The sequence below is a fragment of the Mycobacterium sp. genome (assembly GCF_004298145.1).
Lineage (GTDB): Bacteria > Actinomycetota > Actinomycetes > Mycobacteriales > Mycobacteriaceae > Mycobacterium.
Genome location: NZ_SCRH01000017.1, coordinates 75,057 through 88,718, shown reverse-complemented (window position 1 = coordinate 88,718; position 13,662 = coordinate 75,057). Strand labels below are relative to the sequence as shown.

7 protein-coding genes are annotated in these 13,662 nt (G+C 67.3%); 1 reads left to right on the top strand and 6 read right to left on the bottom strand.

What is annotated here, in order from left to right:
* The first annotated feature begins 57 nt into the window (after positions 1 to 57).
* A complete protein-coding gene (locus EPN51_RS07350; RefSeq protein ID WP_293039350.1) occupies positions 58 to 1,134 on the top strand; it encodes a PE-PPE domain-containing protein in 1,077 nt (358 codons plus the stop codon).
* Positions 1,135 to 1,141: 7 nt separating this feature from the next.
* Here the strand turns inward: EPN51_RS07350 and EPN51_RS07345 are convergent, their stop codons facing one another.
* From EPN51_RS07345 to pks2, 6 genes are all read right to left on the bottom strand, one after another.
* Complete coding sequence (locus EPN51_RS07345) at positions 1,142 to 1,474, bottom strand: hypothetical protein (protein ID WP_293039347.1); 333 nt, start codon at positions 1,472 to 1,474, stop codon at positions 1,142 to 1,144.
* On the bottom strand, positions 1,471 to 2,730 hold the full coding sequence (sat, locus tag EPN51_RS07340; RefSeq protein ID WP_293039344.1) for a sulfate adenylyltransferase: 1,260 nt from the start codon (positions 2,728 to 2,730) through the stop codon (positions 1,471 to 1,473). The genes EPN51_RS07345 and sat overlap by 4 nt, the downstream gene beginning before the upstream one ends.
* The gene (cysC, locus tag EPN51_RS07335; RefSeq protein ID WP_293039762.1) at positions 2,727 to 3,434 is read right to left on the bottom strand and encodes an adenylyl-sulfate kinase; all 708 of its coding nucleotides are present in this window, start codon (positions 3,432 to 3,434) and stop codon (positions 2,727 to 2,729) included. The genes sat and cysC overlap by 4 nt, the downstream gene beginning before the upstream one ends.
* Positions 3,435 to 3,686: 252 nt before the next feature.
* Positions 3,687 to 6,683: an MMPL family transporter gene (locus tag EPN51_RS07330; RefSeq protein ID WP_293039760.1), complete on the bottom strand. Its 2,997-nt coding sequence runs from the start codon at positions 6,681 to 6,683 to the stop codon at positions 3,687 to 3,689.
* A 54-nt stretch (positions 6,684 to 6,737) separates the two neighbouring features.
* Positions 6,738 to 7,178 (bottom strand): hypothetical protein, encoded by a 441-nt coding sequence (locus tag EPN51_RS07325; RefSeq protein ID WP_293039341.1) that lies wholly within the window; start codon positions 7,176 to 7,178, stop codon positions 6,738 to 6,740.
* A gap of 92 nt (positions 7,179 to 7,270) precedes the next feature.
* On the bottom strand, positions 7,271 to 13,642 hold the full coding sequence (gene pks2, locus EPN51_RS07320; RefSeq protein WP_293039338.1) for a sulfolipid-1 biosynthesis phthioceranic/hydroxyphthioceranic acid synthase: 6,372 nt from the start codon (positions 13,640 to 13,642) through the stop codon (positions 7,271 to 7,273).
* Positions 13,643 to 13,662 lie beyond the last annotated feature (20 nt).

Here is a 13,662-nt window from a genome sequence, read left to right as displayed (position 1 = left end):
GCTCATTCGCCGCGCGAAAGAGCCACCCATCACTGGGCGATCCAGTAAGCTGAGCGGGTGCTCAAGCAGTTGATCGCCGGAGCCCTCGCCGCGTTGCTGGTGGGTTCGGTGGGCGGATTCGGACCCCACGTCGCGACCGGCGACCCCGGGTTCGGATGGCTGCCCCCGGTTCCGTCCCCGGTGGGCGGCGCCTCGACCACGAAGGTCGTCTACGCCGTCGGCGGCGCACGGCCGCCCGGCCTCGATTGGGCGTTCTACACCAACAAGGCCGGCGAGAACTTCTTCCCGGGCGCCCAGCGTGAGCTCATCGACTACCCCGCCGGGGCCATGTTTTCCTGGGTGCCGACGTTCGTCTTGCCCGGGCCCAGGGACATGACCTCGATCGGCAACGCCGCCGACGTGGCCGTGAACAACCTCGACACGACCGTTCACCACGGATCCGAGCCGGCCGCCGCCGTGGGCCTCTCCCAAGGTGGCCTCGCCTTGGACAAAGAGCAGGCGCGGCTCGCCAACGACCCGACGGCGCCACCGCCCGACAAGTTGACCTTCACCACCTTCGGTGACCCGAGCGGCACGCAGGGGTTCGGAACGAGCTTCCTGGCGAGCTTCTTCAAGCCCGGCGATTACATTCCGATCGTCGACTACACGATGCCGCAGCGGCCGGACAGCCAGTACAACAGCAACCGCGTGTTCGCCGCCTACGACGGCTTCGCCGACTTCCCCGACCGGATGGACAACCTGTTGGCGTTGATCAACAGCGCCTTCGGGGCGGCCATCGGTCACACCCCGGCCGCGTTCGTGCGGCCCGACCAGATCCCGCCGCAGAACATCAGGACCACGGTCAACTCCCGGGGAGCCACCGAGACGACGTACATGATTCCGTTGAATCATCTTCCGATGACCTTGCCGCTACGCTACCTGGGCTGGTCCGATGCGAAGGTGGACCAGATCGACGCGATCCTGGCGCCCCAGATCGATGCGGCCTATTCGCACAACGACAATCCGGCCACCAAGCCGATTGCGATGGATCCGGTGAACGGCCTGGACCCGTTAGGACCCGTGGATCCGGCTTTTCGTGACTCCATCCTGAATGCGTTCGCCCAGCTCCGGGCGATATTGCCGCCCCCGCCCTGAGCCGGCCCTACCCGTTGCCGTTGGCCGACTGCGTCTCCTCGAGAAAGCGGCCCATCACGTCGGGACCGGTGGAATGCATCGCGATGGACAGCTCTAAGAGCCTGTCCTTCGCCTTCTTGGGCAGCAGCTCGATGGACCGAGTGGTGGCGGAATCGTATTTCGACCCCGGATACCGTTGCAGGACAAGGTTTTTCTGCTCTTCGGTGGTGTAGATTTCCAGCAGCTTCATGCCTGCGAATGCCTCATTGGCCAGGTCCGCCATCCCGGCGTTCGCCAGCGCTTCCAGTCGCTCCTCGTTGATCCAGACGTTGATCTTGATCGTTTTCTCGTCGCTGCTCACGAACCCTCCCATTGGTTGAGCGTGAAGACGGGCCGTCTGTCCCTCAAATATTCCTCGGTGACGAACGGCGAGCCCTGACCATGCTCGGCGGCACACTCCATCACGACTTCGAACACCTCATGCCGCATCACCTTCTGCGTCGGCTTGACTTCGTCCGTCAGAATGCTTCTGATCAGGCTGCCGCTGAAACTTTGGGCTTGTGAATCATGGCCGCACAGAGCCGAGTTGGTGACTTCCAAACACACCGGGCAATACCAGTTTTCCCGCAGGAACACCGGCTTGATGTCCAGCTGGCTCCGGTATTGCTTGAGGATGTTCTGGGAGTCGTAGGGGTGATAGAAGTCGCCCACGCCCGCGTGGTCGCGCCCGAACATGTGATGTGTGCAGCCCAGGTTCGTTCGCAGGATCGCGTGGAAGATTGCCTCGCGGGGCCCCGCATACCGCATGTCCCAGAGGGTGAAAGACACCATGTGCACGTTCTCGCGGAAATATCCACTGGTCCGTAGCGCGTTTTGCGCCAACAGTATTGCCTCGTCGATGTAATCGCCCACGCGCTTTTGGCCGATGATGGCGTTCACCAGCACGCCGGTGTTCAGGTTGTCGACGGGCTGGTCCTCGTTCGCGGCCAGCCACGCTTGCTTCATCAACGCCTCGTGGCCGGTGTGCGGAACGTTTCTGGTCTGGTGAGCGACGACGCGCTGCCAATCCCGCTGGGCCAGCGCGTCCTGGTGCTGCTTCGGGGTGAGCCAGAAGCCCTTGAACGGCTCGTTGAAAACGGGTTCGTTGATCAGCGTGACATCCCCGCCGATGAAGCGGTTTTCATAGCCCAACGTCTTCTTGACGCCCGGATGCCGTGGATCGGTTGTGCCGTATGTCTTTTCGGCCATGCGCTCGAGGTCGTATTCGTAGATCTCGGTGACGTCGAAGATGGCCATGGGGGCATCGAGATAGTCGAGGACCACGCTGGCGCCCTCTTTGACATCGAACTTCGCGATGTCGTCCGCGGAGATGTCGAAGACGATCGGAATGCTCCACAGCGTCCCGTCCGGCAGCGCGAAGTCGTCCAAGGTGCCATCGACTTCGCGACGGCCCATGAATCCGGTCAGCGGGGTGAAGAACCCGTAGGAAAGGCTGATGACTTCGTGCGCGGTGGCCTTCGATATCGGAACCCGCGGCAGGCCCTCGATCCGGCCCGCCCCATCGTCGGTGGACACCCGTTCCACGATCGGCTTTCCGTTGTGACCCGTGTAGTTCATGCCGTGACCTCGTTACTCTCCAGGTTCCTTTCCCGGCCCTCGTGATCTCGGTCCGGGGTGCGGATGACGCCTGCCCGCTCGAGGTGGGCGATCACTTCCTCGGCCAGCGTGTCCGCGTCCTTCGTTCCGCCATCGAGCCGCAGTTCGGGGCGCGCCGGAGCTTCGTAGGGATCGTCGATCCCGGTGAATCCCTTGATTTCGCCGGCCCGGGCTTTCTTGTAGAGCCCTTTGGGATCGCGCTGTTCGCATACCTCAATGGGGGTGTCGACGAAGATCTCCTGGAAATCGCCATCGCCGAGCGTGGCTCGAATCGCGTCGCGATCACGGACGTAGGGGCTGATGAAGGCCGTCAAAACGATGACACCGGCCTCGCAGAACAGCTTCGCGACCGCGCCGATCCGGCGAATGTTCTCCTCCCGGTCCGCGGCGGAAAAACCCAGCCCGAACCGCGTGGCGAACTCGGGTCCATGGCGCTGTTCGAGCAGCTCCGGACCGGCGTTGAGCCCGTAGCGGACGTTGTCGCCGTCCAGGAGATAGCTTCGGATGCCCCGCTCGTAGAGCTTTTGCTCGACGACGTTGGCCACCGTGCTTTTGCCACTGCCGCTCAGCCCGGTGAACCAGACGACACAACCTTGGTGACCATTGAGTTTCTCGCGCTCGAAGCGGCTTATCTTGTGTTCGTGCCAGGTGATGTTGTTCGACATTTCCAGCTCCCGTTCACCATTTCTCGGCCGCGCGTCCACAGGTGCGGATGGGGTCGGAAGCGGCCGGCCATTGCATCCGTTCGGCGGCGACGCTCGCCTGCCGGGTCGATGCGCAGCTAGGGGCGCAGCGGCCACTGACCTTTCACCATGTTGTTTATCAATCAAACCGGATTAGAACCAGCCTACAAGTAAAGATGGCCAACTTAGGGGTGTTTTCTCGTGGGGCCGTCCCCGGGGCGGACCGGCGCCGGGCTAGCCGGAGTCGCCGGCCACCGCTTCGAACACCGTCTTCTTCTTGGGTGCGGCCTGCGGCGGGGCGGTGAGCCACGGTCGGGCGGGCCACCAGCTTGCCCGGCCCAGCAGCGCGGCGAGGGCGGGCACGGTGATGCTGCGCACCACGAAGGTGTCGACCAGGATGCCGACGCCGATCACGAAGCCGGACTGCACCACCGCCCCGATGCTGGAAAACAGCAGCCCGAACATCGACGCCGCGAAGATGAGACCGGCCGCGGTGATGACTCCCCCGGTGGAACGCACGGTGCGGATGACGCCGGTGCGCACACCGAACGGAGATTCATCCCGCAATCGCGACGCGAGCAGCATGTTGTAGTCCGCGCCCACCGCCACCAGCACGACGAAGGTCAATCCCGGGACACTCCAATGCAATTGCTGCCGCAGAATCACCTGGAACAGCAAGACTCCGACACCGACGGCGGAGAGATAGGACAAGATCACGGAGCCGACCAGGTACAGCGGCGCGACGATCGCACGCAGCAGAGCGATGAGGATCAGCAGCACCACGATGACGGTGAGGAACACGATGAGTCCGATGTCGCGGTTGTAGTAGTCGCGGGTGTCGCGCAGCGTGACGGGATACCCGGAGATCGAAATCGAGGCGTCCGACAGCGTGGTGTTCGGCTGCGCACCCTTGGCGGTGGACAGGATGGTGTTGACCTGATCCATGGCCTCGGTGCTGAACGGGTTCAGATCGGTTTGAATGAAGTAGCGCACCGAATGGCCATCCCGCGAGATGAACGTTCGCGCAAGCCTTTTGAAGTCCTGCGTGTCGAGCGCGCCGGGCGGGACGTTGAATCCGGCCATCGAAGGCTGCGAGGCCTCCTGCCCCATCTCCATCAGGAAACTCGACGCCTGGCCCAGGCCGAGCCCCATCCGCTTGACCTGGTCGACCAGCTGCTGCACCCCGTCGGCCACCTGACGGCCGGCGCCGGCGAGGTCGTTGGCGCCCTTTTGCACGACGGCGATCTGCGTGCGCGCCGCACCCGGGTTGTCCAGCCCCAGTCGGTGCAGCGACGCCGCCGCACCTTGCAGCGCTCGCTCGAGACCGTTCACGGTGGACGCCAGGGTCTGCGACGACTGCGTTGACTGCAGCTGCCGGAAGAGATCGCTGATCCGGCCCAGGGTGCCGTCGTCGCGGGCGGTGATCAGCCGGTGGAACTGGGTGCGCGCGCCGCTGCAGATCGAGCTGGCGTCACACACCGCGCTGGTGTCCAGCGCCGCGACCACGGCGTCGATCCACTCGAAGTTGTCCAGCATGGTGGAGAAATTGATCTGCAGGGTGTTACCGAGCACCCGGACGCTGCTGACAAGCTTTGTGGCGGTGTCTATTTCACCGATCGTTTTGCCGCCACCGAACGTCGCCGAAACCGTGGCCAGGGCGTCGACCAGGCCGCTGACACCCCCGATCGCCTGGCCCACCTGCGTGCGTATGTCGCCGAGCTTGTCGGCCAACAGACCCGCACCCGAGGACAACCTGTTGAGGTCACCGGTGCGCCGGCTGATCAGGTCGGACGCGCCGCCCAGCTCCTTGCCGACCTGACCGGCCTGATATGTCGCCTTGGCCTCTTCCAGCGACTGTCCGGTGGGCCGGGTGACGCCGCGGATCATGGCGACTCCCGGGATCTGGCTCACTCGTTGCGCCATCTGCTCCAGGTCGGCAAGGGCTCGCGGCGTGCGCAGGTCCTGCGGAGACTGGATGAACAGATACTCGGGAATCGTTTGATTCACCGGGAAATGGTGTTCCAGCGCGGCGTATCCGAGCGAGCTACCGGCCGAGGCCGGCAGCTGTTTGCGGTCGTCGTAGTTGAACCGGACCAGGGTCGCGCAGGTGCCCAGCGCGATCAGCACGACCAGGCTGGCCGCCAGATAGCGCGCGGGCCGCCGCACGATCCGTACCCCGATGCGCCGCCAGAACAGGGCGGTGCGCTCCTCGCGCGGCGCCACCCATCCGCGCGGCCCGGCCACCATCACGATGGCCGGCAACAGGGTGACCGCGGCCAGGAACGCCACCGCGATCCCGATCGCCAGCGCGGGGCCCACCGTCGAAAACACACCCAATTTCGCGAAGCCCATGCCCAGGAAGGTGATTCCCACCGTCCCCGCCGATGCCCCGATCACCTTCCCGATGGAGGCCATGGCCCTTTTGACGGCCCGCTGCGGATCCTCCCCGCGCCGGACGTAGTCGTGATAGCGGCTGATCAGGAAGACGGCGTAATCCGTTCCCGCCCCGGCGATCATCGCGGACAGCAACACGATCATCTGGTTGGAGACGGCCATCCCGGTCAGCATCGAAACACCGGAGACCACCGCCTGCGCGGTCAGCAGGGAGGCACCGATCGTGATCAGCGGCAAGAACATGGTGACCGGATTGCGGTAGATCACGACCAGGATGACCAGCAGGAGCACGGCGATCGCCAGCTCGATGGAAACCCGATCCTTCGCACCGGCGACGGTCAGGTCGGCAACCGTGGACGCGGGTCCGGTCAGATCGGCTTTCAGGGTGGACCCCGCCAAGGTTCGGTGCACGATGGCCGCGACGTCGTTGTAGGCGCGGTAGGACTGCGGGGTGCCCAACTCCCCGGCGAGGCCGATCGGCAGGATCCACGCCTTCTGGTCCTTGCTGCTCAGTACCTCCCGCAGTGCCGGCGTGCTTAGGAAGTCTTGCAGCATCACCACGTCTTTGGTGTCGCGCCGCAACCGGTCCACCAGTGCGCTGTAGACGTTTTCGTCGCCGGGCCCCAAGGCCTTGGCCCCGTTGTCCTTGGTCAACAGCACGATCAGCACGTTTTCCGAGCCGGCCTCGTGGAAGGCCGCGTTGATCTTCTTCGCGGTCACGGCCGACGGTGCGTCGGCGGGAAGGATGGCCACGGGGTGTCGCGCGGCCATCTCGGCCAACGACGGCACCGTCATGGGCAACACAACGGCGAACGCGGCCCAGCAGCCGATCACGATCAGTGGCCACCGCGCGACGAGCTCGCCTAGCCGGCCGAAGATGAGTTCATCTCCTCACCGCGCCCGCCATGCGTGCCATGAATCGGGCGACATTGCGCCAGTGCCCGCTTCGGCGACACGCTCGAACGCCGATGTCAGCGCCGCCAGGTACCACGTGACGGATTCGTGCGCCGCGGGGTTGCCGGGAAAGTTCGGCCGCGGTTCACCCAGCGTGGGCACCGCCTCGACCACCCGGTCGTCGGGCACTTCAGCCAATTCAACGCCCCTGTCGAAGGAAACCCGTGCGGCGCGCGCGACATCGGGAAACGACGAGCCGGCGATGGGCACGGTGACCGGAATCATGCCGGTGAACCGACCCTGGGTCAACGCGTCGGCCGGCGCTTTGCGGGTGTCGCGCGGGGTCCGAGCATAGTACGTTTGCACCCCGTCCAGGTCGTGTTCGGTCAGGCCGAAGCAGGCCGGTACCCCACCGATCAAACCGGGCGCCCGCCGCACGCCGGCTCGACGCGCGCGGTCTGCCGCTCGTCGAGCATCGTCGTGGAGCCGGTTCCCAGTCGAACAGCGTCCCCACACCCAACAGCCCGAGGTCAGGAAGCTGACGGTGCAGCGTCCAGGTCAGCCAGCTCGTCACACAGATGGTCCGCCAAACCGCGGACCGTGGTGATCCTGGTGGGACTGATGCGCACACCCGTTTCGGTTTCGATGCGGGTCCGCAGCTCCAGGTTCCCCAGCGAATCCAGACCGTAGTCCGATAACGGGCGATCAGGGTCGATTGTGCGCCGCAGCAAGAGGCTGATTTGACCCGATACCAGGCGCCGGATCGCCGACGGCCATTCCTCGCGCGGCAACGCCCGCAGTTCGGCGAGGAACTTGCCCGTGTCCGGTTTGCCCTGCCCCACCGATCCGAACGCCTCGGCGAAGCGGCTGCGTTGCGCGAAGGACGTCAACCACGGCGTGCCCATGATCGGCGCGTAGCCGGAGTACGGGCGGTCGTAGCGCAGCAGCGTCTCGAATGCGCGGAAACCCTCGGCCGGGTTGATCGCGATGCCGGCGTCTTCGGCCAGGGCGGTGGCACGGCCGACCTCCGACCACGCCCCCCACGCGATCGCGGTGGTCGGCAGGCCCTGGGCGCGCCGCCAGTAGGCGAACGCGTCCAGCCAGCTGTTGGCCGCGGCGTAGGCGCCCTGCCCCGGCGAGCCCACCAGCGCGGCGGCCGACGAGAAGGAGCAGAACCAATCCAGCGGCTGCCCCAGGGTGGCTTGGTGAAGATTCCACGCGCCGTACACCTTTGGCGCCCAACACCGGTCGATCAGTTCATCGGTGACGTTCGCCAGCGTGGCATCCTCGACGACGGCCGCCGCGTGCAGCACGCCCCGCACCGGTAGCCCGGTAGCCGTCGCGCATGCCACCAGGCGCTCGGCCGTCCGCGGCTCGGCGATGTCACCGCACTCCACCGCGATATCGGCCCCCGCGGCGCGCAGGCGCTCGATGGCTTGACGCGCCTGCTCGGTGGGTTGCGAGCGGGAGTTGAGCACGATCCGCCCACAACCCGCTCCGCCGCCCCGCGAAGCCATCTCACCGGCGAGGAACAGACCCAGGCCGCCGATACCGCCGGTGATGATGTACGCGCCGTCGGCGCGGAACGGCCGGGCCTTTTCCGGTGCCACCACCGCCACGCTGCTGCCCGCGCGGGGCACGTCGAGCACCACCTTGCCGGTGTGCCCGGCGGCGGCGACCAGACGCACCGCGGCGGCCGCGTCCTGGATCGGATAGCGCGTGGTGCGCGGCAATGGCAATTCGCCGGCGGCGGTGCGTTGGTACACGGTGGTCAGCAAGCGCCGAACGGTTTGCGGGTGGCTGAAGGTCAGCAGGGCCAGGTCGACGGCGAACAGCGAGAGGTTGCGGCGGAACGGGAACAGACCGAGATGGCTGTCGCCGTAGATGTCGCGCTTGCCCAGCTCGATGAAGCGCCCACCCAACGCCAGCAGGTCGATGCCCGCGCGTTGCGCGGCGCCGGGCAGCGAGTTGAGCACCACGTCGACGCCGTACCCGTCGGTGTCACGGCGAATCTCGTCGGCGAATTCCGTGCTGCGCGAGTCGTAGACGTGCTCGATGTCCATGTCGCGCAACAGTTGCCGGCGCTGCGGGCTGCCCGCGGTCGCGAAGATCTCGCAACCCGCGGCCCGGGCGATCGCGATGGCCGCCTGCCCGACACCCCCGGTGCCGGAGTGGATCAGCACCTTGTCGGTGGGTGCGATGCGGGCCAGATCATGCAGGCCATACCAGGCGGTCGCCGCAGCGGTCGGCACCGCGGCGGCGTCGTCCAACGGCACCTCGGCAGGCAGCGTGACCGCGTGCCGGGCGTCGGCGATGACGAAGGTGCCCCAACATCCGTTACGGGACATCCCGCCGACATGGTCGCCGACCTTGTGCTCGGTGACGCCCGGCCCCACGGCGGTCACCACACCCGCGAAATCGCCGCCCAACTGCTGCTGGTAACCCTCGAACGTCGGGTAGCGCCCGAAGGCGACGAGCACATCGGCGAAGTTGACGGTGGACGAGGTGACCGCCACCTCGATCTCCCCCGGCCCGGGCGGAACCCGGTCGAACGCGGTGAACTCCAGCGACTCCACGTCACCGGGAGTCCGGATCCGCAGCCGCATGCCGTCGCGCTCATGGTCGACGACGGTGGTTCGCCGCTCGGCCGGACGAAGCGGACCGGGCCGCAGCCGGGCGGTGTACCAGTGGCCGTCGCGCCAGGCGGTCTCGTCTTCCTCGGAGCCGCTTTTCAGTTGCAGCACAACCTGTCCGGGGTCGGTGGTGTCATCGACATCGATCTGGGTGGCGCTCAGATGCGGATGCTCCGAATCGATCACCCGCATCAGCCCGCGCAGCCCGGCCTGCGCCAGGTTCACCACATCGCCGGTGGTCACGCTGGCGGCGTGGCGGGTCACCACGAACAGCCGCGGTGATTCCCCGGGAAGCTCCGAGAGCTCACGGGCGATGGACGCGAGGTGCGACACGTAGTCCCGGCCCCGCCGGCGCCCGTGCGGGTCGTGCGAGCGGTCGTCGGAGGCCGCGGTCACCACGACCACGCCGGTGAGCCCCATCGGAACCCCGTGGACCCCCGGACCGCCGCCGGACAGCAGCGAACCCAGCCGCTCGGTGTCCACCGACCCGAGTGGCAGTGACGTCGTGTTGCATTGCGCGCCATCGGAATTCAAGATGTCGGCCAGTTGCGCCGTCAACCGGTCGCGGCCGTCGGAGCCGTCGTCGGACGCGCTGAGCAGCAGCCAGGATCCCGGCTCGCTCCCCGTCGCCGCGGGCAGTTCGCGGGGCTCCCATTCGATGGTCAACAACCGCTCGTTGAGCAGCCGATGGGCGTGTTCGTGTTCGGAGGTTCCGCCGGCCAGCCGCAGCCCCTCGATCCTCAGCAGCACCGTCCCGGAGTGGTCCAGCACGTCGAGGTCGGCCTCGCACTCGCCGGGGCGCGAGGCCGTGACCCGGGTGAGGCAGTATCGCGCGTTGCGCGTCGAGTGATAGTTGCGCAGCCGGCGCACCCCCACCGGCAACAGCAGACCGCCGGCGCCGGCCGTTTGCACCTCGGGTGCGACGATGACCGACTGGAAGCAGGCGTCGAGCAGGGCCGGGTGCGTGGAGTAGGCCGGCTGCTGCGATCGGATCGCCCCCGGCAACGCCACCTCCGCGAGCACCGTCGTGATACCCACGTCGCCGACCAGCACCGCGGCCAGACCCGAAAACGCCGGGCCGTACTGAATACCGGCCGCGTCGAAGGCCTTTCGCAGCTCGGCACCCTCCATGCGGGACGGATGGTTGGCGATCAGCGCGACCAGGTCGTGCGCGGGCGGCTGGTGCGGCTCGGGTCCGGCTTCTCCGTCGGAAGCGTGCAGGACCGCGCCGGCCCGGCGGATGCGTTCGCCTTCCTCGTGGGTGTCCACCGCGAAGTCGAGGACCCCGGGTGCGGTGACCGTCGCCGTCGACGAAGCCTGCGTCCGGTCCTCCAGTAACAACGTGCGCTCGAACTTGACGTCGCGGACCTCGGCGCCCTCACCGAGCGCCGCGCCGGCGGCCGCCAGCGCCATCTCGCAGTAGGCGGCGCCGGGAAACGCTGCCACGCCGTGAATTTGATGGTCGGCAAGCCACGGGTGGGCGTCGGTGCCGACCTCCCCTTGCCACACGTGGCGCTCGGGCTCCTCGAGTAGATGCACATGCGCCCCGAGCAGCGGGTGAACGGCCAGCAGCGAGGCGCCGTGCGCCTGCTCCACCGACTCGCGGCTGAGCATCAGCCGGCGGTGTGCCCATGTCGGCAGCGGCGCATCCACCAACCGCCCTGCCGGGTATTGGACGGAGAAGTCCACCAGCGCTCCGGCGCTGTGCACGTCGGCGACGAAGCCGCGCAAGCCGACTGGCAGCTCCTGCTCTCTGCGCATGGCCGCCAGCGCGGCGATGGGCATGTCCAGGCTGGCGGCGTTCTGCTCGACGGCGTGGGTGAGCAGCGGATGCGGTGCCAGCTCACCGAATACGCGGAACCCGTCCTTGAGGGCGGCTTGTACGGCCGCCGCGAATCGCACCGTGTACCGCAGGTTTTCGGCCCAATAATCGCCGGTGAACGACGGTCGCTCGCGAGGGTCCCACAAGGTTGCGGAGTAGTACGGAACCTCGGGCTCCCTGGGCTGCAGGTCCGCGAGGGCCTCGACCAGCTCGTCGAGGATGGGCTCCACCTGCGGTGCATGCGAGGCGACATCCACCGCCACCTCGCGCGCCATCACGTCCTGCTCCTGCCAGGCCGCGACCAGGTCGCGGATCGCCTGGGCGTCACCGCCGATGACCGTCGACGTCGGCGAGGCGACCACGGAGAGCACGACGTCGGAGATGCCGCGAATGGACAGTTCCGAAAGCACTTGTTGGCCCGGCAGTTCCACCGATGCCAGGGCACCGCTCCCGGCGATCCGTGCCATCAGCCGCGACCGGCGGCAGATCACCTTGACTCCGTCGTCGAGCGATAACCCACCGGCGACCACGGCCGCGGCGGATTCGCCGAGCGAATGCCCGATGACGGCGCCGGGGCGCACCCCATAGGACTTCATCGTCTCGGCGAGCGCGACCTGCATCGCGAAGATGGTGGGCTGGACTTTGTCGATGCCGGTCACCGTCTGCGGTGCCGACATGGCCTGGATCACCGAAAACCCTGATTCTCCGGCGATCAACGGCTCGAGGGCGGCGATCGTGGCGGCGAACACCGGTTCCTTGGTCAGCAGTTCGGCGCCCATCTGCGACCATTGCGAACCCTGCCCCGAGAACACCCACACCGGCCCGAGATCGTCGTGTCCCACGGCCGGCTCGTACGGGATGTCGCTCTCGGCGACCGCGCGCAGTCCCGCGCTCAACTCGTCAAAGCTGTTCGCCGCGAACACCGTCCGCACCGGCCGGTGCGCTCGGCGGCGCGCCAGCGTGTAGCCCAGATCCCGTAGGGCGGAGCCGCTTTCGCCGTCACGGGAAACACTGGGGTGCTCGTCGGCGCCGCGCCCCTCGAGCCAAGCCCCCAGGCGGGCGGCCGTGACGCGCAGCTGCTCGGCCGACGTGGACGACAGGGGAAACAGCAGTGGCCCATCGGCTTCGGGCGCAGCCGATCCATCGCGGGCCTGTGCCGGGGCTTCTTCCAGAATGGCGTGCACGTTGGTGCCGGACATCCCATACGACGACACCGCGGCGCGCCGCGGATGGTGGCCGTTGCCGGGCCACGGCGTATTAGTCTGCGGTACAAAGAGGTTCGTCTTGACCCGGGCCATCTCATCGGGCAACCGAGTGAAGTGCAGATTCTGCGGCACCACGCCGTGCTGTAGCGCGAGGATCGCCTTCATCAACCCCAGCGGCCCGGACGTCGACTGCATGTGGCCGAAGTTGGTCTTCACCGACCCCAGCACACAGGGCCCGTCGTTTCCATACACCGCGGCCAGGCTGGAGAATTCGATCGGGTCGCCGACGGGGGTGCCGGTGCCGTGCGCCTCGACGTAGCCGACGGTGCACGCGTCGACGTCCGCCACGCCCAATGCCGTTCGGTAGACGTCGATCTGAGCCGTCTCCGAGGGCGCCGCGATGTTCACGGTGCGGCCGTCTTGGTTGGCCGCGGTGCCACGCAGCACCGCCAGGATGCGATCGCCGTCGCGTTGCGCGTCATCGAGCCGCTTGAGCAGCAGCATGACGCAGCCCTCGCCAGACACGAAGCCGTCGGCGTGCACGTCGAAGGCGTGGCAGCGACCGGTCGGGGACAACATGCCTTGCAGCGAACCCGAAACGGACTTCCGCGGTTCCAGGGTCACCACCACGCCACCGGCCAGGGCGAGGTCGCTTTCGCCGCTGCCCAGGCTGCCGCACGCTTGGTGGACGGCCATCAGCCCGGACGAGCACGCCGTGTCCACCGTGACTGCCGGGCCGTGCAGCCCCAGCGTGTAGGCGACCCGCCCGGACGCGAAGCTGTTGCTGGTGCCGGTGAATCCGTACGGTCCTTCGGCCGCGCCGCAGTCGGCGGACAGCAGTTCGTAGTCGCCGTGCGTCAGGCCGACGAACACGCCGGTCTGCGTCTCGGACAGCGACGCGGGGTCGAGGCCGGCATGCTCGACGGCATCCCACGACGTTTCCAGCAGCAGGCGGTGTTGCGGGTCGATCGCGGTGGCCTCGCGCTCGGTCATCCCGAAGAAGTCGCAGTCAAATCCCCCGACATCGTCGAGGAACGCCCCCCACCGGGTCACCGATCGGCCGGGGACGCCGGGCTCGGGGTCGTAGAACAGGTCCGCATCCCACCGGTCGGTGGGGATCTCGCCGACGAAATCGTCGCCGCGCAACAACGCCTCCCAGAGGAGTTGCGGGGAATCGATCCCGCCGGGAAGCCGGCAGGCCATTCCGATGACGGCCACGGGTGTGGCGTTCGCGGCACGCAATGTGCAGCCCCCTGTCCTCG